The organism is Dictyobacter formicarum (genome assembly GCF_016587435.1).
This window is the reverse complement of record NZ_BNJJ01000002.1, coordinates 488300-511087: the sequence shown is the minus strand read 5'-3', so window position 1 is coordinate 511087 and position 22788 is coordinate 488300. Positions and strand designations below refer to the sequence as shown.

The window sequence follows — 22788 nt, the reverse complement described above, 5'->3', positions numbered from 1 at the left end:
AAAACAGAGAAGGTGATCTTGTGATATTTCTTAACTCATTATAATAGACGTTTCGTGTACGTCAACCTTTGTATTTGTTAACCAGGCCTGGAAATAGAGATACACGAACACTTTTAAGAGGCTGAATGAGGCTATTTAATCTCGACAGATTGAATTTTCTGGAGGCTCAGTGTGTATGATGACGGTGTTGAGATTGGGGTATGAGCGGCGTAGGGCGCGTTTGATCTTTTCTGCGTCAACATGAACCTGACTAAGAGGGGCATGGGCATCAAAAATTGCATGCAAAACAAGATCCAATTCGGGTGCCCCTTTTGTACCATGACCCCCTACCTCTGCGACTAACTTGTTTGGTCGATAGAGATGAATATCATGTGCACTTCCGACTCCAGCGATACCATCGGCAATACGGCACATTCTGGCGGCCATTTCTGGATAGTGCATCGTCACATCCTGGCGTTGTACAATATTTTCATCGGGAGCTTCCAGGTGGGTGGTCACACGGCGCAACCGTTTATTATGCTGTAGCAATGACTGTTCCAACTGCGTTGCGATCGTATGGGCTTGCTCCAGATTCATATCGGCGTGGATCTCTACATCAAAGTCTGCCTCTAGTTTACCGGCAACTTCTCGCACATGGATATCATGTGCATGTACCCCCTGACATTCAGCCAGGTAGTGAATCTGGTCGATGACCGTTTCCCTGGGAGAAGTAACTGGTTCAACGTGCACCACCACATCGATGTCATCCAGGGCCGAGAAGCTATGCACTTCGTCAATCGTTTCATTCTCAATCAGATCGCTCAACTGGTGAATTTGTTCAAAAGTCAGCATCCGTGGGGCAGATATAATCACATCAGCAAAATACTTATTGCCAGCGCGACGCACGCGCACTCGCCTCACTTCTATCACATCATCCAGCCGCGCCAGCCGTTGTTTGATCTGTGTTGGTAATGCTCCCGGGGAATGATCAAGCAGAGCATTGATGGTCTCACGAGCTAACCGCAGGCTTATCCAGATCACAATGCCTGAGACGCCAAATGCCGCGATCGCGTCCGCCTGACTCAGCCAGGCTGGCCAATGGAACAGATTCGTCAGGTAGACAATCAGCAAGCCAAAGATCACGACCGCTGAACTCCAGATATCAGTACTAAAATGGAGTGCATCCGCCTCCAGCGCCTGGCTTCCTAGCTTTTTTGCTACTCGCAGCAGTACCCTCGAACGCGTCACATCAACGACAATTGAAACCAGCATGACCACAAAAGCCCAAACACTGGCATCGACATGACCCTCATGATAGAGCAAGCGGCGGGCTGCCTCAACAATCACCCAGATGGCAGTACCCAATAACAACAAGGCTTCCAAAAAAGCGGAAAGGTTCTCGACCTTCCCATGCCCATAATTATGATTAGCATCGGCGGGACGATCTGCCACGCGTACCGCAAAAAAAGTCATCAATGCCGCTACCAGATCCAGGCCTGAATGGGCAGCCTCTGCCATAATACCCAGGCTCCCTGTCAAAACCGCCACCAGAATTTTCAAACCGGTTAAACCTACCGCAGCCAGCACCGACGACATTGCAGCCATCGTTTTCTCACGCTGGGCACTCTTTGAAAGTGACATGCGTCCGAACTGCCTCCTCTATCAAAAAAACTTTTATTTTCGTTTGTACCCGCTGTCCAGGAACATATCGTCCTCATTTTACTCGATGCAGTGATTCACAGCAAGGAATATTGAGACTTGTCCGGAGCTTTCCATATCGTCCGCGTGCTACCCGCACTGGCACTTTCACGTAAGGATGCAGCAAGATCAAAAAATGCTACCTGGAGGGAGCAAACTCATCGATCCGTATATTTTGTTGCGCATTTACCTGTTCAATGACAGAAATTGAATATAGTTAATTTTGCCATATGATTATACTACTACCATAAAAAATATTAATTGACAGAGACACATTCTGCTGTTATGCTGTTTATAACAACTATATAAATAAAGACTGACCCGCGTTGATCAAACCCAGTATGAGGTTGGGAGCCAACAGAGATCCGGCGTCTGGTGAGAGTTCGGAACGGTATACCCCCTCAGAACCCCTTTGTGAGCGGCTGGCCGAAGAAAGTCCTGGTTGCAAAATCTATACAATGTGTCTCTTTTTTCTCACGCACGCCTTGTTAATAAATAGAGGCAGCGAAAAAAGTATGAAAAAAGAGCACAGCATCAGGGCAAGTAGGACAGATGGGTGGCTCCCAGGCAGCACAATAGCTAGAAAGAGTGGTCTTTCCACGCTCGCTACATTGTGGTACGAGGAGAGTAGTTGTCTTTCAAGCAACTTCTCAGATACATGTGGAAGACAATCTGGGTGGTACCACGGGAGCAACAATGGCTTTCGTCCCTTGCAGAATGAAATATAAGGGATGAAGGCTTTTTTTATTGGTTCAAGTTTTTTTGCGAGGTGGACGACAATGACGACTGTTTCTATTGTGAATGTAACAAGCTATACAGGATCGGAACTGTTGCGTTTATTGGCGCAGCATCCTGATTTTGTTGTGACCTCTGTGACCGGGCGTAGTACCGTAGGGAAGCGTCTGGAAGAGGTGTTCCCCTATCTGCGTGCGGGTATACCTACTCTGGAAGGTCAGCGGCCAGCAATAGATCCAGCGTTAGTGATTACCGAAGAGCCTGCTCAGACGGATCTGGCATTTGTTTGTTTGCCCCACGCGGCGGCGGCCGAAGCTGTGATCAAATTGCTACAGCGTGGAACGAAAGTCGTGGACCTCTCGGCCGATTTTCGGCTGCGTGATGTAGCGACATATGAAGAATGGTATAAACACACACATCCGGCGCCAGCATTACTGGAGGACGCGGTTTACGGTTTGTGTGAGACCTACCGCGAACGAATTCGGCATACCAACCTGGTAGCTAACCCTGGTTGTCATACCACCACGGCCATCCTCGCGTTAAGCCCGGCCTTTGCCGCCAATATTATTCAGCCTGATGTAATTATTGACTCTAAGACCGGTATAAGTGGTGGCGGGCGTAACCCAAGTCCAACCTACCACTTCCCAGAGGCCAATGAAGACGTCAGCGCCTATGGTTTATCGGGGCACCGACATATGCCAGAGATCGCGCAAGAACTGACAGCGATCGCTGCCGCCCATAGCCATCCTTTTGATGACGCGTTACGTATTACATTTGTCCCACATTTAATGCCAATGACGCGTGGTATTCTGGCAACCTGTTATGCCGATCTCAAAGCAGGCGAGAATGGGGCCTTGCCAGCAACCGCAGATATTCGCGCACTTTATGAACATTATTATGCTAATGAACCATTTGTACATGTGGTCGATCAGCCACCGCACACCAAATGGACCTATGGAAGCAATCATTGTTTTATCTATCCAATTGTTGACCAACGAGCAAAACGTCTTATCGTCGTTTCCTGCCTGGATAATCTGGTTAAAGGCGCATCCGGTCAGGCGATACAAAATGCGAATTTACTCTATGGATTGCCAGAGACAACAGGTTTGTCCTCACTAGGCGTACATCCATAACACTTTTTAAAAAGATTTTTTGCAATCATCTATTCTGAGGAGTACAGCTCATGGCAATCTCATTTTCACGCACCCCGGAGGGTGATGTTATCAGCGACCATCATCTTATTGCGCAGGTACTGGGTGAAGCACTGCCATACATTGACTTTTTAAAGGGCAAAACGCTGGTTATCAAGCTGGGTGGTAGTACACTGGAGCATCAGCGTGCGGTTTTGCAAGATATCATCTGGCTGCGTGCTCTGGGTGCTTACCCTGTACTGGTGCATGGTGGGGGCCCCTATATCAACGAATGGCTTACAAAGCTCAATTTACCGACCCGCTTCGTCAATGGACTGCGAGTCACCGATGCGGCCACGCTTGAGGTCGTGCGCATGGTTTTGCTAGGACAGGTAAACCAGGGCCTCGTACTGATGGCTTCGCAGATGGGCGGCAAGGCCATTGGTTTGTCAGGAACAGATGGAGGCATGGTGCGAGCACATATGATTGATGAGCGCCTCGGTTTTGTGGGCGAAGTAGATTCGGTAGATCCAACGCCAGTGGAGGCCCTGTTAAAAGATGGTTATATTCCGATTGTAGCTCCACTGAGCGAAGGGCCGGATGGCACCTGCTTGAATATTAATGCCGACCTGGTAGCGGCACACCTGGCTGGTGCGCTGAACGCAGAGAAACTCATCTTCTTAAGCAACGTGTCCGGCATCTGTGGCTCCGATGGCAACTTGATTTCCGAATTGCGCGAGTCAGAAGCCAGGAAGCTGATTGACGATGGTGTCATTCATGGAGGCATGATCCCAAAGGTGACGGCCTGTCTGGATGCGCTGGTAGCAGTACCACGTGTCCATATTGTAGATGGTCGGGATTCGCATGTCTTGCTGCGTGAGCTGTTCACTGATAAGGGCGCCGGCACAATGATTATTCGCTAGCCACAACTAAAACGAGCGTATCGTCAAAGGGGACAGTCAGAAATACCGTTGGCTGTCCTTTTTTGTGTTATTTATCGCCGAACCTCACAATAGAATGATACACTATCTTTGAGATATGTATCACACATGAGTAAGGTGCAAAAAGTGAAGTGGAGCTTGCTACTGCCGATAATCAAACATATTAGCAGCAGGAATGCGCCTGAGCAATTGAAAGGGATGTTTTGAGCAACGTTGTTGTATTTGATCTAGATGGTGTAATTACAAGTGAAGAGGCTTACTGGGTTACAGCAGGCCTGGTTCTTCACGAAATCGCATACAGCCCTCGCTACTGGGATCTGCAGAGGGCTGAAAGCTATGTGCCGCCGGCTACAGCTGAAGAATGTGATCGTTTAAGCCACGAAGTGTTGCCTGAAGAGATCATGCTGGGATTTAAGGCACGCTCGATTAATTCTAATTGGGACACCTGCTATGCTGCAGTCAGCGTCTGCCTGGTTGATTTACTGGCCAGGATCCCCGATCGCGCAACCTTGTTTCCTTTGCAGCCCTGGAATCCGGGTTGGATGGCTCTATTCCGCCAGGCCCTCGACCATCTTGAAGGTGAAAAGACGCTCGGTCGAACTTCCTACAAGCTACTGGAAAAACCTCCTTTTCAAAATTATATTGGTTTTGAACTTTTTGAGCACCTGAACCAATATGCCAGCGAGCTACTTGGTCAGCCAGTTGAAGGCGTTTTCGCCCGCTACAGTCCTTTCTGGAATCTGTGTCAGGAGCTATTTCAAGAGATTTACCTTGGTGATCAATTGTATGAGCAGGAGTACCACCATGCCCCTTCGCAGCAAGGTCGTTATGGATGTATCTACCTGGAGAAGCCCATCCTGGATGTTGAGGCATTGCGCGCAACTCTACAGACCCTGCGTGAGCAAGGCTATATCCTGGGTGTAGCCACGGGTCGTCCAGGGCGCGAGGCCATCGTCCCACTACAAAATTACGGCCTGTTCGAGTATTTTGATCCCCGCCGTGTGCTGACCCATACCGAGGTTGCGCATGCCGAAGAGCAATTGCTGGCTCGGGGAGATAGCACTTCGCTGGTCAAGCCCCATCCTTACCAATTTTTAGCTGCAGCTGATCCAGATTATCAGCCCCATCAGCCTGTTTTGCCACGTGGCAGTTTCATCGTGATTGGCGACACAACCAGCGATGTTCGTGGGGGGCAGGCGGCCGGAGCCCTGGTTGTCGCCGTCCTGACGGGGGCAATGACCGCTGAAGCGCGCCGTCTACTGGAAGAGAGCCAGCCCGACTTTATGATACCCGATGTCACCAGAGTGCCAGAGCTATTGCAGCGCCTGGATGATCTGGCAACGATTCAGCGTATGCAATTTCTAGAGCGTGACAAGGCCGAAGTTCTTCTGAAGCGTTGGTTTATTCATCACATGGACCTGGTTGTAGATGAGATACGCCTGACCCCCAAAGCGGTCTCGCTCAATTCCTTCAATGGCGTGTATCGCGTCGGAGCCGAAGAATACTTCTTTAAGACGCATGTAGAAGAGCAGGGTATTCTCGAAGAATACTACCATGCAGAATTGTTGTACAAAGCTGGTTATAACATTGTGCGACCTTTGCGTACCGTCCACCAGAAGGGTCAGCAAATGGTCATTTATCCTGTAGTCAGTGCTCCGGTAATGTTTGATTTGATGCGAGCCGTAGAGACCGGTGACACCTCGCAGGCGAATGTAGAGTTGCTGGCAGCGGCCGAGCGACGAGAATGCGAGCGTTTACTGGAGATTTATCGCTCTACTCTCAGCAAGAGCACTGCAGCTGAACATGCTCAAGCTCCCATTCACCAGCTTTTCTGGCATCGTTTGATGGGAGGACGACTGGCCAGTTTCTACGAAGACAAATGGTTTCCCTTCCCTGGTCAACCAAAGGCTGAAGAAGGTGGACTGGGACTCTCCTTTGCCGAGCTCTTACAGTATGAATGGACGATTAATGGCGAAGAGATAGGGACATATGGGCGGACACTGGGGCAACTACTTGAGCGGGCAAAGGGAGTATTGCAGCCCTCTCAGGCCGCCTTAACCGCCATTGGCCACGGGGATGCCCACTTTGGCAATGTTTTTCTGGAGCAGCAGGCGCATTATCAATACTTCGACCCTGCTTTCGCGGGCCGGCATACGCCTCTATTGGATATCGTCAAACCATATTTCCACAATGTGTTTGCGACCTGGATGTATTTTCCACAGGAGATTGAACGGGAACTTTCCATTGCCGTACAGGTGCAGGATAAGAGGATCATAGTCGAGCACAACTATGCTCTGACCCCGGTACGGCAGGCCATACTGGATACCAAAAGAACATATCTACTGCCCCAGATGGTCGAGTTATTACGTGAGCAGCGAGCGCTACCGGACAACTGGGAAGAGATAGTGCGACTGGCCTTACTGTGTTGTCCATTGTTAACCGTTAACCTGCTAGATGACACGAAGCGGTCGGCGGCAATTTGTTGGTTAGGACTCTCGCAGGTGATGCAGATGGGGAATATCTTGATCTTTTAAAATGGTATCTCCAAGATGGATAGTAGTGTGAATAGCTGTTGATTTTTATGCCAGGAGGGTACTATCATGATTGCCATTATCGATTATGGTGCGGGCAATATTCACAGCATTGAGAAGGCACTCGAGCATGTGGGCGCGCAAGTGCAGGTGACGGATGATCCCCAGGTAGTGGCGAAGGCTCAGGCTGTGGTTCTGCCCGGAGTTGGTTCTGGTGGCGCTGCTATGGCACGCATGAGCTCGCGTGGACTTGATAACGCGATTCGCGAAGCCACATTTCAAGGCAAACCATTTTTAGGCATCTGCCTGGGAATGCAGTTGCTCGCGGACCACCATGAAGAGGGTGAAGTAGCAGGTTTGCGTCTGTTCCGGGGATCTGTGCGCCGCATTCCGCATGGTCCCAAAATTCCACACATGGGATGGAACCAGATCCAGGCTCTGCAACCTGATCTGCCCATTTTCGCCGAGTTGCCATCCGACGCTTACTTCTACTTTGCGCATTCATATTATGTCGAACCACAAGATCAAACAGGCGTAGCTGCAGTGACCGACTATGGTTCCCCATACTGTAGTGTGATTGCCACCGACCAGGTCTGGGGCACGCAATTTCATCCCGAGAAGAGTGGAGATATAGGAATGCAACTGCTCAAAAATTTTGTGAAATGGGTGAAGCAATGATCATTTTACCGGCTATTGATATTAAAGATGGGCGCTGTGTGCGCCTGTTCCAGGGCGATTATGCACAAGTAACCACCTATGATACCGATCCGGTACAGGTGGCGCTACGCTGGCAAGAGGCAGGTGCCTCCTGGCTGCACCTGGTTGATCTGGATGGAGCAAAAGCGGGCTACCCTGTTAATGTTGAATTGATCAAGCGCATTCGGGCGGCGACCACATTACGTATCGAGGTTGGTGGCGGCATGCGCACGCTAGAACATATTGAGCAGGTGCTTGGACTGGGCGTAGACCGCGTGATTCTGGGCACGGTAGCGATCACCAACCGGGATTTGTTGCGGCAAGCATTAGAGCGCTGGGGTGAGCGCATCGTAGTTGGATTAGATGCGCGAGATGGGCTGGTAGCAATTGCTGGTTGGATAGAAACCTCACAGGTAACAGCGGTCGCCCTGGCTCGTGAACTGAGTGAACTGGGCGTACAGCGTTTTGTGTATACCGATATCGCCCGTGATGGCGCCCTGACCGGTCCCAACCTGAAAGCTCTCACCGAGATGCAGCAAGCGATAACGAGCTCTCTGATCGCCTCTGGCGGAGTCAGTTCGTTAGCCGACCTGCAGGCTTTATCACAGAGCGGTGTTGAAGGCGCCATCATTGGCAAAGCAATCTACACAGGTGCTGTCGATCTCGCAACAGCTATTGGCGAAATTGAGAGGTAAAAGCCATGCTCACCAAACGTATTATTCCCTGTTTGGACGTCATGAATGGACGTGTAGTCAAGGGTGTCAGCTTTGTCAATCTGCGCGATGCAGGTGATCCGGTCGAGCTGGCAAAATTGTATAATCAAGAAGGCGCGGACGAAATAACCTTTCTGGATATCACTGCATCATATGAAAACCGAGCTACCATGCTAGACGTTGTACGACGTACGGCAGAGCAAGTATTTATTCCGGTCACGGTCGGTGGTGGTATTCGCTCAGTTGAAGATATCCGCGCGACCCTGGGTGCTGGCGCCGACAAAACCTCTGTCAACACCGCCGCCGTCCAGAATCCACGGTTAATCACCGCAGGCTCCGAACAATTTGGAGCGCAGTGTATCGTGCTGGCCATCGATGCTCGCTCCAATCCAGCCATGCCCAGCGGCTACGAAGTCTATGTGCATGGTGGGCGCACGCCCACGGGCCTGGATGTACTGGAATGGGCGAAGCGCGGTGTCGAACTAGGTGCTGGAGAGATTCTATTGACCAGTATGGACCGCGATGGTACAAAGAGTGGTTATGACCTTACGCTCAATGCTAAAGTTTCTGCTGCGGTCACAGTGCCGGTAATTGCTTCGGGTGGTGTCGGCACACTGGAGCATATGTATGAAGGTTTAACCCAGGGCGGTGCTGATGCCGTGCTAGCGGCCTCAATCTTCCACTTTGGTGAATTTCGAGTGCGCGACGTCAAGCACTACTTACAAACAAAAGGGGTAGTAGTACGACCATGCTGAATTTTGATAGCCAGGGTCTGGTCCCGGCTGTAATCGTAGACGATACAACAGGCGATGTCTTGCTGGTTGCCTTTATGAATCAAGAGGCCTATCAGCTTACTCGCCAGACCGGGCAGACCCATTTCTTCAGTCGCTCACGTAACAAAATCTGGCATAAAGGCGAACAATCGGGGAATGTCCAGGAGGTACGCGATATCTTCATTAACTGTGAAGAGAATAGCCTGATGATTCGCGTCCAACAGCATGGTGAAGCCGCCTGCCACGAAGGTTATCATAGCTGTTATTATCGGCGCATATTACCAGATGAAAGTTTTGAAGTCGTGGCCGAACGCATCTTTGATCCTGCAGATGTGTACGAGACTGAACAAAGCGAAGGAGAGCCTATGACCACTGATACAGGCCAATCGCAGACTCCACTAGAGCTTGAGCAAGCTTTGCGCCAGCTATATGCTGTTTATATTTTGTTGCGTGATCAGGACCACACCGCAACCTCCAACACATCACGCCTGCTGCACGAAAAGAATCACAGCTTTCTCGTGGGCCGCCTGGCCGACGAACTGGGGGAGCTGGCTGGCGTACAAACAGGTGAACACGTCCATACAGGTTTGCAAGAGGATACCACATTAGAGGGGAGCCAGGTAGGGTACTGGCTTTTCTTGCTGGCAGCCATCAATCAATTAGACTATGGTAGTTTTAACCCGCACACTGCCGTTCTCCAGGGTTTTATCGCACATTATACGGAGGACCAGATTAATGAATTACGGCAGAAAGCGATTGAGTTCCTGGCCTCCAATGATCAGGCCCATCTGGTACGTGGCCTGACGGCTGGATTTGCCCTCATTGGTTGGGCCTGTGTCTCCGCCGGTATCAGCCCCCTGGCTCCTGTCGAATACGACCTTGATCAGATGCGCAGCAAAGGCTTGCTGAAGTAAATTATTCACAGCTCGGCGTATGTGCGCTCGAGCTGTGTAGAGTATGTGGTGTGGAAAATGCAACAAGAACATTTTCCACACCACATATTCTACACTTTTGAGTACCGCAGGTGCGAAAATGTATGCACAGAGATTAGGGAGCGCATGCGAGTCGGGCACATTCTGACAATCAAAAATATTCTCAAATAACGGCAAGAAAAAGCTGTAATAGTGATATAATGATATGCAAATTTAATGGGTTGAGAGGAGGAGATATGAAGTATGATGCTATCATTTTTGATCTTTTTGGGACACTGGTCGATAATTTTCCACCAATAGCTTTTAAGCAACTTTTGACTCAGCTTGCTGATGTGTTGCAAGTGCCTGCCTCAGAGTTTATTCATCTATGGAATGGTGTTCTCTGGCCCAAACGTATGCGTGGTGAATTTCCGACTGTGCAGGCGGCTTTCAGCTATGTCTGTACCAGCTTAGGCGTGGTACCTACAGAAGCACAACTGGAAGAGGCGGCCCGGATGCGCTTAGACTATTCGCGGCGCTCATTAGTGCCTCGGGTGGATACAGTCGAGACCCTGCGCTGCCTGAAAGAGGCTGGTTACGCTCGTGCATTGATCAGCGACTGTTCGATGGAAGTGCCTCAACTGTGGGAAACCTCGGCACTGGCCCCTTTGATCGATGTGCCGATTTTCTCGTGTGTGGTTAAATTAAAGAAGCCAGATCCACATATTTATGCACTGGCCTTCGAGCGCCTGGGTATTCCTCCGGAGCATTGCCTGTATGTTGGAGATGGAGGGAGCCGCGAATTGACAGGTGCGGTAGCTGTTGGGATGCAGGCCGTTCTTATCTGCGCGCCACACGAAAAGGATAAAGGACACGACGAGCATCAGCAAGAGGTTGATGGCTGGCGGGGGCCGAGGATCGAGACCTTAAAGGAAGTGTTAGCTCTGGTGGATGAAGCGTTAGTGGTTTAGAAGGGATAAATGAGTATTATGGCTATTCGAGCTGTCATTTTTGATCTTGGTGGAACGCTGATTGACTGGCCGGATTGGGATGAGGATGTGCTTCGACGATGGGGATTATCCTATGAATATTTATGTCGCAAAGTTCCTGACCGTCAGTGGCCGGAGAAGGAGTACTATGTCGATGCTATGCGCGGGGCTGAACTGGCTCACTGGCAACGTGTCAACACAATACAAGCCAGTGCTACTCCAGAAGAAGTGTTGCAGGAAGGCTTTCAGGTCCTTAATTGTACAGTCAGTGCTACCGAACTGCGTATAGCCCTCGATGGCTATGGTCAGGCCGTCAACGGTTGGTCAATGGTCTTTCCAGATGCCGTTCCGACCCTGCTCAGCCTGCGCAAACAGGGATATCGGATTGGCCTGCTCTCCAATACCTGGTGGGCCGCGGCCTGGCATAACTCAGACCTGGCCACGCATGGCCTCGACAGTTTACTGGATGTCGTATTGTATACCTCAGAGCTCCCACACTCTAAACCACACCCAGAAGTATTTCGTCTCGTGAGCAAACTGTTGGAGGTTGACCCAGTTGAATGTGTTATGGTAGGAGATCGTCTGATTGATGATGTTTCAGGAGCCCTCGGGGCAGGCATGCGTGGTATCTGGAAAAAGACTCCCTACCCCTGGCCTGAGCCCTCTCATATTCAACCGACTGCAACCATTATCCAGCTCGCCGAACTTTTGCCTTTGCTCGAAACTCTCAACTCATGAATAAGCATCGAAACAACATGCAAAAAGAATATACATACCTTTGATCCAGCGACCGTTTCTCACTTATAGCGAGAAACAGTCGCCTGTTGTCTGCTGATTAGATGGTGGGTAGAAATTTTGGTTTTTGGCGAGCTTGCGTCATTTGCTCGAAGGCATAGGCAAGCTTGATCAGGGTAGGCTCACTGTAGGCGCGGCCCATAAAGGTAACGCCTACCGGGAGTTCCTGAACATGACCTGCTGGCACATTGATGGCGGGATAGCCAGCCAGCGCAGCGGGTTGAGTACTACTGCCAGTATAGTGGTCCCCATTAACGTTATCGATATACCAGCCAGGACTGCAGGTTGGCATGACTAGCGCATCTAACTGATACCGATCCATAACAGCGTCGATACCTTCCTGACGAGCGAGGCGATGGCTCTCTGCCAGGGCCTGGATGTACGCGGGATCATCAAGACCAGCAGTGGCTTCGGCTGCAATGAACATCTCCTGACCAAATAAACTCAATTCCTGCTCGGCATGCGCCTCATTGAAGGCGATCAGGTCGGCAAGGGTGCGCACTGGAGACTCTACCAGTTCACTCAGGTAGGCATTCATATCTGCCTTTAGATCAGTGATCAGCACGAGATTTTCCGCCGATGAGGATTCCATCTGTTTGGCGGTAGGGATATTGGCAGGATCTATCAGAATTGCTCCTGCTTCCTCGAGTGTGTGCAAAACTGTCTCGATCAAGCGATTTGCTTTTGGACTATAGCCAAAGTAAACATCACGGGCCACACCAATACGTGCTCCTCGCAGTGCACTGGCATCAAGGAATTGCGTATAATCTGTGTGATATTTACCTTCACTCGCAGCGGTCATCTCATCGCGCTCATCCACGCCGATAATCGCACCCAGCAGAATCGCAGCATCGGTCACGGTGCGACCAAAGGGCCCAATTGTGTCTTGATTGTGTGAGATCGGGATCACGCCCGCTCGGCTGGTCAAGCCAACAGTTGGTTTAATGCCCACCACATCGCAAATCGAGGCGGGACAGAGGATCGAACCATCCGTTTCCGTACCCAGGGAGACGGTCGTCAGATTAGCGGCTACTGCCACCGCCGAACCTGAACTGGAGCCACAGGGTGTGCGATCCAGTACATAAGGATTGCGCGTCTGGCCACCGCGGCCACTCCAGCCACTGATCGATGGATGTCCACGTAGATTTGCCCACTCGCTCAAGTTGGCTTTGCCCAGAATAACCGCCCCCGCCTCGCGCAGCTTCTGTGCCACAAAGGCATCCCGCGGCGGACGCGCACCGAGGAGTGCCAGTGAGCCAGCGGTTGTCTGCATCTTATCAGCTGTCGCGATATTATCTTTGATGATTACCGGGATGCCGTGTAAAGGGCCGCGCACACTCTGTTTAATGCGCTCCTGATCGAGCGTATCAGCAATTTCCAGAGCATCCGGGTTAAGCTCAATAATCGATTTTAGCGTTGGACCGTTCTGATCAATAGCATGTATACGTTCTACATAGTATTCAACCAACTGACGTGCTGTGAGTTTGCCTTCGGCCATTGAGGCCTGCAGCTCATTAATGGTAACTTCTTCCAAATGCATGAATCTACCCTTGCCGTATTCCATTGGTTAAGAGCGAATTTGTGTTCGCGAGATGAACTAAATAGAGATAAACGGACAGGAAAGAATAAATTAATAAAAAATTCCTCCTGTAAAAGAAGTGTAACGAGAATGAAAAGAGATACAGGCTAATAACATTTGCTATTAACTTAAATGAAATTTTAACCTATCATTCACTGGTTACAATTGCATTATTATAGCAAAAAAAGGTTCTATCGTACACGGATAGAACTACTTTAATAGTCCATAAAGCCTATAGTTGAAAAAAGTGCAGGCCCGCCATCACACGGGCGGGCCTGCATCTGTGAGTATGAAAGGTTAGAGGTGGCTACTGTCGCGGACATTTTTGCCGAGAACGACCTCGATAGTGTAGCCTTCGAGTTTTTTGCTGGACTCGGGCGAGATGCGTTCGCGATAGACCTCTTCAAAGGATGGGTAGTCACGCTGACTGATTGAGAGCAGGAGATTGGCGGCCAGGGTTTCGACCATGATCTCATGCTGATATGGCTGCAGAATGTGCGCCAACTCAACCTCAGTGTAGAGCGCGACCCCGATATGGTCTTCGATGTTGAAGCCAGCCTTTTTACGCATATCCTGTATAAAGTGGATCAGATCGCGCACCATACCTTCCTCACGCAATTGAGGCGTGATCGTGGTTTCCAGAGCAGCGATATAGCCACGCTCTTCTGCGGTAACGAAGCCCGGACGAGCCGTAGCCAGGATCGAGACCTCATCAGAGGTGAGACTGACTTCTTTGTCGGCCACGGTAAAGGTCAGAGTACCAGTGGTATTCAACTGCGTTGCAGCCTCCTGAGCCTCGTGGGCCGACAAGCCCTTGAGATGAGCCAGAATTTTCTGGACCAACGGACCATATTTGGGTCCCAGGATTTTGACCTGAGGCCGAACCGTGTAGGCCAGCATATCGCTGTCTGCGCTGATGAGCTCCAGCCGTTTGATGTTCAGCTCTTCCAGGACCTGCTCGCTCAAGCGTTGCAGAGCCTCTTCCTCAGCGCTGCTGGGCACATGGACATAGAGCGCGTTCAAAGGCTGGCGAACGCGGATTTGAGCCTTCTCACGGGCAGCACGACCGAGTCCAACGATACGCATCACCAGATGGGTCTCGTTCGTCAGCTTCTCGTCGATCAGCTCTGAACGGACCTCAGGCCAGTCCTGCAGATGGACGCTCAACGGTGCCTGCTCATCAACGCTACGCACCAGATTCTGATAAAGCTCTTCGGTCAGGAAGGGCATAAAAGGAGCCAACAACGTGATCAGCGTCGTCAGGCTCTCATAGAGAGTCAGGTACGCAGCAACCTTATCCTCATCCAGTTGTGATTTCCAGATGCGCTCACGACTACGGCGCAAGTACCAGTTAGATAGATCTTCCAGGAAACCCTGGATGGCCTCGGCTGGCTTCGTGGTGTCATACTGTTCCAGATTAGCCGTAACATCACGGATAGTTTGATGCAGTTCTGAGATGATCCAGCGATCCAGTTCACTGCGTCGCGCCACCGGCAACTGATGTTGCGTTGGATCGAACTGATCGATATTGGCATAGGTTACAAAGAACCAGTAGACATTCCAAATCTTATCCAGGGTACGACGGGTCAACATCCACTTCTCGCTCAAGCGCACCGGCATACCGGTCTCGCTGGCTTTCTGGATTTCCGCCTCGCCCGGGATGGCCGGGAAGTTCAGGTTTTGCTCGGGTGTATGGTTGGTATAGAGCCAGCGCATAGTATCTGAACCAACGCTCTCAGCGGCATCGTCGAAGATGACCATATTACCCTTGGATTTATGCATCGGCGTGCCATCTTCCGACATCAACGTGGCATAACCAAACAGGGTCTTGAAAGGCGCGGTCTTCTCTAACACCGTACTCATGACCAGCATGGAGTAGAACCAGTTTCTAAACTGGCCCGGGAAGGACTCAGTCACAAAGTCAGCCGGGAACCACTGCTGCCACTGCTCATGATTGGTGAGATAGTGGAGTGTTGAATAGGGAACGATACCCGCATCCAGCCAGGGATTGCCAACGTCTTTGATGCGCGAGACCTTGCTACCACATTTTTTACAGGCGATCTTGACCTCATCGATGTACGGGCGGTGTGGGGTATGGCCTTCAAACTCCTCCCAGCCAGCGACGGCACGCTCTTTCAGTTCCTCCTGGCTACCGATAACCTCAAAATTGCCACATTGCTGACAATCGAAGATTGGCAGGGCCAGGCCCCAGTAACGCTTCTTCGAGATCATCCAATCGTCCATATTGCGCAGCCAATCCATCTCGCGATCAAAGCCAAAGGCCGGGATCCACTGGATCTGGCGCACCACATCCATGATCTCATAGCGCAGGGTCTCCATCGAGATGAACCACTCGTCAACCAGGCGGAAGATCAGCTCAGTTTTACAGCGCCAGCAGGTTGGATAGCGGTGTTTATAGTTTTGTGGGCGGTAGAGCAGGCCCTTCTGGGTCAGGTTCTCAGCGATCGGTTTCGCAACCTCAGAGGTATGTTTGCCGGTCAACCAATCAAAGCCCTCTTTATAGATACCGAACTCATCGACAGGAGCCACCACGGCCAGCCCAAATTCCTTGGATAGCCCGAAGTCCTCACGACCACAGCCCGGAGCGATATGCACGATGCCGGTTCCCTCACTGGCATTGGCTTCTTTCCAGGGCACTACTGTATGTGCCACATCCTTCTCAGCAGGCAGTTCATCAAATGGACCCCGATACTTCCAACCGACCAGGTCAGAGCCCTTAAGGGTCTCCACCACCTTATAATCGCCCTTATCGTGTCCTTTGAGCCCCTTGAGCACCGGGAGCAACTGTTCGGCCAGGTAGTAGTACTCCCCATCCTGCTCAACTTTCACATAGGTCAGATCAGGATTAACGGCGGCAGCCACATTGGCCGCCAGTGTCCACGGGGTCGTAGTCCAGACCAGCAGATACTCACCCGGACGATCCACCAGCGGGAAGCGAACATACAGGCTCAAGTGGGTCAGCTCTTTATAGCCCTCGGCCTCCATCTCCATATTGGAGATACCGGTCGCACAGCGTGGACACCAGGGCATCACATCGCGGCCCTTATAGATCAGATTGCGCTCCTGACACTTCTTCAAAAAGTGCCAGATCGTATAGTTATTCTCGTCTGAGAGCGTATAATAGTCATTGCCCCAGTCCATCCAATAGCCAAGGCGGATCGACTGTTCAGTCTGGCGTTTCGAAAAGGTAAACACGCGTTCTTTACAGCGTTCCACAAAGGCCGCGATCCCGTACTTCTCGATATCGCGTTTGGTTTTCAGGCCCAGATCTTGCTCAACGTTTACCTCGACCCAGAGGCCCTGACAATCAAAACCATTCTGGTAGCGCTGCTTATAGCCTTGCATCGTCTTAAAGCGCTGATAAAGATCTTTATAGGTTCGGCCCCAGGCATGATGGACGCCCATGGGATTATTCGCGGTAATAGGACCATCCAGGAAAGAAAATTTCTTTTCGCTGTGCTCATTGCGTTTCAGATACTGCTGACGAACGGCATGTTCGTCCCACCAATGCTGGATGGTGTGCTCCAATTGTGGATAATCGACACGATCGGCCGCCACAACCGGCTTGAATACACTAGATTTTACTGACACGGTGTCCTCCTCTGCGTCCATGGCCACACAAGAGGCCGCCTCGCAGATGAATATAGCAGTTGTACAATAACTGCCCTGATAAATCCAATAGAATATTTATTGTGAAGAATCGAGCATAATCTCCAGGCGCTTATTGATTCTGCCCTTGTTCTCAGTTTTTGTAATATGGATCCCGCCAACCTCTCTGGTATGGTTGACATGCGTACCGCCGTCGGCCTGCAGATCCAGGCCAACTATTTCAACGATGCGTATCTCCTCCATTTCGGGTGGTAAAAGATTAACCTTGGTGCGTACGAGATCAGGAATTGAAAACGCCTTCTCGCGTGGCAGCGAATAGACCCGAATGGGATAATCCGCCTTGATAGCCTCATTAACCTTTTCTTCGATATAGGCAATGCGCTCTTTATCCAGATTCTCCATCGCGAAATCCATACGTGCGCGATCCGGATACATCTGTCCGCCGGTCACCTGGACATTAAATTCTTTCCAGATGACACCACAAAGAATATGTAGAGCCGTATGAGTACGCATCATCTGGTAACGGAAGTCCCAATCGATGGTGCCGACGACTTCAGTGCCAATGGGGGGCGGTGGATAATCCAGGGTATGCCAGACGACATCGTCGCGTTTATGCATAGCGATCACGCTGGCGGGATAATCCTGACCGGGCCAGGTAATCATCCCTCGATCGGCCATCTGCCCACCGCCACCAGGATAGAAAACGGTAGCATCTAGCGCGATATCGTCACCCTCCACAGCCACGACAGTGGCTGTACACTCATACGTGAAACTATTTGTATGGTAAAGGAGTTTGGTTTTCATCTGTAAGTTCCTTTTCCTCAACAAAAAAAACCCTCGTCCAACAAAGGGACGAGAGGAACTCCCGTGGTACCACCCTGATTAGCCTGGCATGGCACTTCCATGGCCAGGCTCACTCAATACACATATTCCGGACGACCCCCCAGCGAGAGTTTCTCCGTGATAACGGTTCTGCTCATCTTGTAAAGGTGTAGAAGTGCTGGAACGCATAGCATAAAGGAACGGCGGACTATATGCCTTCGTGATAACGGGAAGGAACCGACTGCGCTTACTCTGAAATGTTGATCCCGGGGATCACATCTGCTGGTTCGGCTGGTAGCTCTGGAGTGATATTCTGCACGCAACTTGTATCCGGTTGCACCATCCCCGGACTCTCTCTGACAAGGGTAGCGGCATACTGGCTCCGTCATCGCTTTTGAGCATTATGCTGTAATTATCGTTAATGTATGCTTCTCGCGCAGAGCGCGAGCAAGTCTATCTATTGTGTTCCAATATTCATGTTCTCTCTGCACGATAGGATTTCAGGTGTTTAGCATTAAAGAAACGAAAGGGTATGCTTATTCGTCCTAAGTCCTGTAGGCGTTAGTACCGTGAATATTTTGGAGTATGGTAAAGCTATGATACCATAGTACGTGGTAGAATACAATAGCTGGATCAGAGACACGAGCAACGAGGCTCATTCCTCAATTTCGTGTTCCGTAAGTTATACAAACTGTGTTAATGTAACCTAAGGAATATACATGCAAAATCTAGAGAAATTTTATGGTCCAAATGCAGGCTATGTTCAGGAACTTTATGAGCGTTATCAGCGGGATCCAGAGTCCGTTGATGCTGCGACGCGCGCAACATTTGATTCCTGGGCGGCTGAAGACGCGAGCGCAGCCGCAAGCTCGCGAGGCACAGGTGCTGTGTCAGCTCCTCCCGCACCAGCCGAAGCCCTCGAAGATACCCCGGCATACTCGCGCACCCAGGTGATGAAGATTGTCGCTGCTTCTACCTATGCTCATGCTATTCGTGAAAAAGGGCATCTGGGAGCTCACCTGGATCCCCTGGGAAGCGAACCAATCGGCGATCCTGCGCTGCTACCTGAGACATATGGTCTGTCGCAGGTAGACCTGGCGCAGTTGTCCCCTCGGGTCATAGGTGGTCATTCAGCAGAAGGGGTTGAGAACGCATTAGAGGCGGTTGCCGCCCTCAAGCGAATGTACTCGGGCACCATTAGCTACGAGTTCGACCAGGTGAAAAGCCCCGATGAGCGGCGCTGGTTGCGCGATACCGTCGGACTAAATTTATATCATCGCGATCCAAAAGCGGCCGATGCGCGCAAGTTATTAAAGCGCCTGACCCAGATTGAGGTGTTTGAACGTTATATCCACCAGAACTATACCGGTCAGAAGCGTTTTTCCATTGAAGGCATCGATATGCTGGTGCCGATGTTAGATGAAATTATCTCAGGCGCCATAGACTCAGAGACCAAAGAAGTAGTGATTGGCATGGCGCATCGTGGGCGCCTGAACGTATTAGCCCATGTGCTGGGCAAGCCCTATGGTGCTATCCTTGCCGAGTTCGTGCACTCCAAACATGAAGAGGGAGTGCCCTTAACCGATAGCTTTGGCTTTGGCTGGACCGGTGACGTCAAATATCATTTAGGGGCTGAACACCTCTTTGGCGAAGGAGCGGCTGTCGATCTCAAGGTCATTCTATCGCCAAATCCGAGCCATCTAGAATTTGTGAATCCCATAATCGGGGGGATGTCGCGTGCCTCGCAAGAGATTCGTACAGTCGCAGGTGCTCCATTACAAGATGTAGATAAAACGTTACCGATCCTCATCCACGGCGACGCCGCATTCCCGGGTGAAGGTGTGGTCGCGGAAACAATGAATCTATGGCATTTACGTGGGTATTGGGTGGGTGGAACTATTCATATTATTGCTAATAATCAGTTAGGCTTTACTACAGATCCTGAAGATAGCCGATCTACGCCCTTTGCCAGCGACCTGGCCAAAGGCTTTAGTATACCAATAATTCATGTTAATGCTGATGATCCTTATGCGTGTTTAACCGCTGTACGTATTGCGCATGCCTATCGAGATCAATTTCATAAAGATGTGGTAGTCGACCTGGTTGGCTATCGTCGTTGGGGTCATAACGAAGGCGACGAACCGGCATTTACTCAGCCCCAGATGTATGAAATTATTCGCACGCATCCAACAGTTCGTGAGCTCTATGCCCGTATGCTAGAGCAACAGAAGCAGATCGAGCCTGGTGAGGCCGAGGCCCTGGTGAATGATGCCTTTGCGGTTCTAGAGCAAGCCAAGCGCGAGGCCGATGAGGGAGTATATACTACCCAGGAACAGAAGTTAAGCAAGCGAGTTCGCCCAACATTGGAAGTTCCCCCGACCATGTCGGCGGAACAGGTGCGAGCGTACAACGACGAACTATTGAGCTGGCCCAAGAGCTTTACACCTAATTCCAAACTGGCGCGTATTTTACAGCGCCGCGCGACTACCCTGAGACCAGAAGGTGGCATCGACTGGGGACAGGCCGAAGCCCTGGCTTTTGCCTCTATTCTGGCTGAAGGGACTCCCATTCGCCTGACGGGCCAGGATGTAGAGCGAGGCACATTTAGCCATCGCAACGCGGTCCTGCATAGCTCTGATAGCAATGAAACCTATATCCCACTGCAACATCTGCTCGACTCACAGGCATCGTTTTCCATTTATAATAGCCCATTGAGTGAAGTCGGAGCACTGGGATTTGAGTACGGTTATAGCGTCCACGCGCCAGACACGCTGGTGTTGTGGGAAGCTCAATTTGGTGATTTTTCCAATGTAGCCCAGGTCATTATTGATCAATTTATCGCCTCGGGCCGAGCTAAATGGAAGCAGAACTCATCAATTGTTATGTTATTGCCTCATGGGTACGAGGGACAGGGACCAGAACATTCCAGCGCGCGCCTGGAGCGCTACCTGCAGCTGGCAGCCCAGGACAACTGGCGTGTAGCCAACTGCTCGACCGCGGCCCAGTATTATCATCTACTGCGCTTACAGGCCCATAATCTCAAGAACTATCCAAGGCCATTAATAATCATGTCGCCCAAGGCCCTCTTGCGCAACGCACAATCAGCATCTAAATTAGAGGATCTGGTCCAGGGCACCTTCCAATCGGTACTGGATGACCAGAGGGCGAATCAGCGTCCAAAGGACGTTCGACGTGTTATTCTCTGTACAGGCAAAATAGCCATCGACTTGCTTGCGCACGACAGCCGTGCCCATAATGATGATATCGCCATTGTGCGGGTAGAAATGCTCTATCCGTTCCCTGGAGAAGAAATCAAAAAAGTCCTGGCAAATTATCCACATGCGCGTGAGATAATCTGGGTACAAGAGGAGCCAAGAAATATGGGAGCGTGGAGTTATATCTCTCCTCGTTTGTCAGATATCGTCGACAACACGGTCACCATCGATGTCATCTCTCGTCCCGAACGATCAAGTCCAGCGGCGGGCTTCTGGGATCTTTATATTGCAGAGCAGGAAAAAATCATCAAGGAAGCCTCCACTTTACCGCTGAAACAACCCGGAGGAAACTATGTCCGTTGAAGTTAAAGTCCCTGCCCTGGGAGAGTCAATTGTCGATGCAACAATCGCATCCTGGTTAAAGAAAGAGGGTGACGTCGTGAAGCGCGGCGACACCCTTGCCGAACTCGAGACCGATAAAATTAATGTTGAGGTGAATGCCGAGCAAGATGGCGTTCTCCAGAAAGTATTAAAGCAGGTTGGAGATGTGGTTGCGGTTGGTGAAGCTATTTGTATAATTGGTGAAGGAGCGGCTGCGAGCAATGGCGCTTCTCCTCAGGCAACATCAACAACTGCTGAAACGACATCCGACAAGAAGCAAGCACAGAAATCGGCCAGCATAGAGGAGACAGCTGTATTTTCTGACACCCAGCGCCCGCCATCCCCATTGGCGCGCCGCATTGCCGCAGAGCATCACGTAGATATCTCGCAAGTGCGAGGCAGTAGCCCTCATGGACGTGTCACGAAAGAAGACGTTATTAGCTATCTGGAACAAAACGGACAAGAACCATCGATCGCTGTTGCTAATGGGACGCAGACGCCAGCAGCTCTGACCCAGCCAGAAGCCCCGGCACCAACAGCCAGAGTTACTCAGCCGGTCACCACAGATGCACGAGGCGAGGAGCGCATCCGTATGTCGCGTCGGCGCCAGACTATTGCTCAGCGCCTGGTTGAAGCTCAGCATACTGCGGCTATGCTCACGACATTTAACGAAATCGACATGACCGCAGTTATGGATGTGCGCAGCCGTCGCAAAGACGCTTTTAAAGAAAAGCATAATGTTTCACTAGGCTTTATGTCTTTCTTTACCAAGGCCGCCGTTGGTGCTTTGAAGGCCTATCCCCGCTTAAATGCCGAGATTCAGGGCACCGATCTTGTGCTCAAACACTACTACGATATCAGTATCGCCGTCTCTACCGACGAAGGACTGGTCGTGCCCGTAGTGCGTGACGCTGATCGCAAAGGATTTGCTCAGATCGAGCGCGAGATTGCTGAACTGGCCAAACGTGCCCGTGCCAATGCGCTCACACTCAATGATTTGCAGGGAGGGACCTTTACCATCACTAATGGTGGCATCTTTGGCTCCTTACTGTCGACCCCAATCTTGAATGCACCCCAGGTTGGTATTCTCGGCATGCACAAGATCGAGCAGCGCCCGATCGCCCTCAATGGTCAGGTCGTCATTCGTCCGATGATGTATGTCGCCCTCTCCTACGACCACCGGATTGTTGATGGTAGTGAAGCTGTGCGTTTCCTCGCCACTATCAAAGAATTGGTTGAAGACCCGGAATCCCTCCTTCTTGAAGGATAA

The 22788-nt window shown here is 50.9% G+C and carries 15 protein-coding genes and 1 other annotated feature; of the genes, 11 read left to right on the top strand and 4 right to left on the bottom strand.

What is annotated here, in order from left to right; translation table 11 throughout:
• Positions 1–135: 135 nt before the first annotated feature.
• Positions 136–1620: a cation diffusion facilitator family transporter gene (locus tag JMI88_RS04710; protein ID WP_201360577.1), complete on the bottom strand. Its 1485-nt coding sequence runs from the start codon at positions 1618–1620 to the stop codon at positions 136–138.
• Between the two features lie 836 nt (positions 1621–2456).
• Here JMI88_RS04710 and argC point away from each other — a divergent pair.
• From argC to JMI88_RS04665, 9 genes are all read left to right on the top strand, one after another.
• Positions 2457–3545: an N-acetyl-gamma-glutamyl-phosphate reductase gene (gene argC / locus JMI88_RS04705; protein WP_201360576.1), complete on the top strand. Its 1089-nt coding sequence runs from the start codon at positions 2457–2459 to the stop codon at positions 3543–3545.
• A 50-nt stretch (positions 3546–3595) separates the two neighbouring features.
• Positions 3596–4465 (top strand): acetylglutamate kinase, encoded by an 870-nt coding sequence (gene argB / locus JMI88_RS04700; protein ID WP_201360575.1) that lies wholly within the window; start codon positions 3596–3598, stop codon positions 4463–4465.
• A gap of 221 nt (positions 4466–4686) precedes the next feature.
• Positions 4687–7017 (top strand): HAD family hydrolase, encoded by a 2331-nt coding sequence (locus tag JMI88_RS04695; RefSeq protein ID WP_201360574.1) that lies wholly within the window; start codon positions 4687–4689, stop codon positions 7015–7017.
• 66 nt (positions 7018–7083) lie between these two features.
• Positions 7084–7692 carry an imidazole glycerol phosphate synthase subunit HisH gene (gene hisH / locus JMI88_RS04690; RefSeq protein WP_201360573.1) on the top strand — a complete coding sequence of 203 codons (609 nt, stop codon included), beginning with the start codon at positions 7084–7086 and terminating at the stop codon, positions 7690–7692.
• Entirely contained in the window at positions 7689–8405 is a 717-nt protein-coding gene (gene hisA, locus JMI88_RS04685; RefSeq protein ID WP_201360572.1) for a 1-(5-phosphoribosyl)-5-[(5-phosphoribosylamino)methylideneamino]imidazole-4-carboxamide isomerase, read from the top strand. The genes hisH and hisA overlap by 4 nt, the downstream gene beginning before the upstream one ends.
• 5 nt (positions 8406–8410) lie before the next feature.
• Positions 8411–9178, top strand: a complete 768-nt coding sequence (hisF, locus tag JMI88_RS04680) for an imidazole glycerol phosphate synthase subunit HisF (RefSeq protein ID WP_201360571.1) — start codon at positions 8411–8413, stop codon at positions 9176–9178.
• The gene (hisI, locus tag JMI88_RS04675; protein ID WP_201360570.1) at positions 9172–10110 is read left to right on the top strand and encodes a phosphoribosyl-AMP cyclohydrolase; all 939 of its coding nucleotides are present in this window, start codon (positions 9172–9174) and stop codon (positions 10108–10110) included. Before hisF ends, hisI begins: the two co-directional genes overlap by 7 nt.
• 254 nt (positions 10111–10364) lie before the next feature.
• Positions 10365–11078, top strand: a complete 714-nt coding sequence (locus JMI88_RS04670) for an HAD family hydrolase (RefSeq protein ID WP_201360569.1) — start codon at positions 10365–10367, stop codon at positions 11076–11078.
• Between the two features lie 18 nt (positions 11079–11096).
• Positions 11097–11834, top strand: a complete 738-nt coding sequence (locus JMI88_RS04665; protein WP_201360568.1) for an HAD family hydrolase — start codon at positions 11097–11099, stop codon at positions 11832–11834.
• Positions 11835–11931: 97 nt separating this feature from the next.
• On the opposite strand, the gene JMI88_RS04660 is transcribed toward JMI88_RS04665, so the two are convergent.
• From JMI88_RS04660 to JMI88_RS04650, 3 genes are all read right to left on the bottom strand, one after another.
• A complete protein-coding gene (locus JMI88_RS04660; RefSeq protein WP_236022813.1) occupies positions 11932–13431 on the bottom strand; it encodes an amidase in 1500 nt (499 codons plus the stop codon).
• A gap of 336 nt (positions 13432–13767) precedes the next feature.
• Complete coding sequence (gene ileS / locus JMI88_RS04655) at positions 13768–17082, bottom strand: isoleucine--tRNA ligase (protein WP_201360566.1); 3315 nt, start codon at positions 17080–17082, stop codon at positions 13768–13770.
• A 96-nt stretch (positions 17083–17178) separates the two neighbouring features.
• Entirely contained in the window at positions 17179–17904 is a 726-nt protein-coding gene (locus JMI88_RS04650) for an alanyl-tRNA editing protein (protein WP_201360565.1), read from the bottom strand.
• A gap of 41 nt (positions 17905–17945) precedes the next feature.
• Positions 17946–18320: a binding site (T-box leader), on the bottom strand.
• Positions 18321–18641: 321 nt separating this feature from the next.
• Between JMI88_RS04650 and JMI88_RS04645 the strand changes: the two genes are divergently transcribed.
• On the top strand, positions 18642–21500 hold the full coding sequence (locus JMI88_RS04645; RefSeq protein WP_201360564.1) for a 2-oxoglutarate dehydrogenase E1 component: 2859 nt from the start codon (positions 18642–18644) through the stop codon (positions 21498–21500).
• Positions 21490–22788 (top strand): 2-oxoglutarate dehydrogenase complex dihydrolipoyllysine-residue succinyltransferase, encoded by a 1299-nt coding sequence (gene odhB / locus JMI88_RS04640; RefSeq protein WP_201360563.1) that lies wholly within the window; start codon positions 21490–21492, stop codon positions 22786–22788. Before JMI88_RS04645 ends, odhB begins: the two co-directional genes overlap by 11 nt.

Bases quoted from the DNA above. Each gene is read 5' to 3' on its own strand.
- hisH (WP_201360573.1), top strand. From the start codon at position 7,084: ATGATTGCCATTATCGATTATGGTGCGGGCAATATTCACAGCATTGAG.
- JMI88_RS04650 (WP_201360565.1), bottom strand. From the start codon at position 17,904: ATGAAAACCAAACTCCTTTACCATACAAATAGTTTCACGTATGAGTGT.
- odhB (WP_201360563.1), top strand. From the start codon at position 21,490: ATGTCCGTTGAAGTTAAAGTCCCTGCCCTGGGAGAGTCAATTGTCGAT.
- hisA (WP_201360572.1), top strand. From the start codon at position 7,689: ATGATCATTTTACCGGCTATTGATATTAAAGATGGGCGCTGTGTGCGC.
- JMI88_RS04665 (WP_201360568.1), top strand. From the start codon at position 11,097: ATGGCTATTCGAGCTGTCATTTTTGATCTTGGTGGAACGCTGATTGAC.
- JMI88_RS04645 (WP_201360564.1), top strand. From the start codon at position 18,642: ATGCAAAATCTAGAGAAATTTTATGGTCCAAATGCAGGCTATGTTCAG.
- JMI88_RS04660 (WP_236022813.1), bottom strand. From the start codon at position 13,431: ATGCATTTGGAAGAAGTTACCATTAATGAGCTGCAGGCCTCAATGGCC.
- argB (WP_201360575.1), top strand. From the start codon at position 3,596: ATGGCAATCTCATTTTCACGCACCCCGGAGGGTGATGTTATCAGCGAC.
- JMI88_RS04710 (WP_201360577.1), bottom strand. From the start codon at position 1,620: ATGTCACTTTCAAAGAGTGCCCAGCGTGAGAAAACGATGGCTGCAATG.
- JMI88_RS04670 (WP_201360569.1), top strand. From the start codon at position 10,365: ATGAAGTATGATGCTATCATTTTTGATCTTTTTGGGACACTGGTCGAT.
- hisF (WP_201360571.1), top strand. From the start codon at position 8,411: ATGCTCACCAAACGTATTATTCCCTGTTTGGACGTCATGAATGGACGT.
- argC (WP_201360576.1), top strand. From the start codon at position 2,457: ATGACGACTGTTTCTATTGTGAATGTAACAAGCTATACAGGATCGGAA.
- hisI (WP_201360570.1), top strand. From the start codon at position 9,172: ATGCTGAATTTTGATAGCCAGGGTCTGGTCCCGGCTGTAATCGTAGAC.